The organism is Inquilinus limosus MP06, assembly GCF_000767795.1.
GTDB lineage: Bacteria > Pseudomonadota > Alphaproteobacteria > DSM-16000 > Inquilinaceae > Inquilinus > Inquilinus limosus_E.
On the sequence record NZ_JANX01001105.1, the window covers coordinates 1 to 757 of the forward strand.

Here is a 757-nt window from a genome sequence, read left to right on the forward strand (position 1 = left end):
AGCGGCGGCTCAGATTCGAAAAGGGTCCCATGATATCCTCCCTTGATTGCTTGGTCCGGACCGGGCCCGGCCGGTTTTGGGTTATAGCCCCAGGGCGCGGTTGCGGGCGTTGGCGATATGCGCGGTCATGGCGTCGGCGGCCACCACCGGGTCGCGGCTCGCGATCGCGTCGATGATGCCGAGATGCTCCTGCATCACCGGCACGACCAGGCCGGCGATGCCGGTCAGCTCGCGCCGGATCAGGCGGATCTTGATCGAGTTGACGCGATAGGCCTTGGAGATGATCTCGTTCCCCAGCGCGTCGATGATGATGTCGTGCAGGCCCCAGTCGGTGGCCTGGGCGTCGTCGATCACCTGCTGGGTCGGGCCCTCGGTCTCGACCCGGGCGATGATCGCCTCATGCTGCGCCCGCAGCGCCGCCAGACCGGCATCGGTGACCGAGCGGGCGAAGGCGGCAGTGGCCTCCTTCTCCAGGAACAGCCGGAACTGATAGGCGTCGCGGATCATGGTCAGATCGATGTGCATGATCTGCATGCCGCGCTGCGGCACGGTCTTGATCAGCCCCTCGGCCTCCAGCCGTGGCACCAGCTCCCGGATCGCGCCGAGCGGCATCTGCGTCAGCGCCACCAGCTCGCGCTGGGAGATGAACTGCCCGGCACGCAGGTTGTTGGCCAGCAGGTGCTGGGTGAAGCTGTCATAGGCCTTCTCGCGCAGCTTCAGCGGCTCGACCCGGTCGTCGCTCATCCGGCGGCAGCCA

Annotated in this window: 1 protein-coding gene; it reads right to left on the minus strand. The window is 67.1% G+C overall.

What is annotated here, in order from left to right; genetic code table 11:
* Positions 1-81: 81 nt before the first annotated feature.
* A partial coding sequence (locus P409_RS35475; RefSeq protein WP_343285546.1) for a GntR family transcriptional regulator occupies positions 82-757 on the minus strand: 676 nt, incomplete at its 5' end.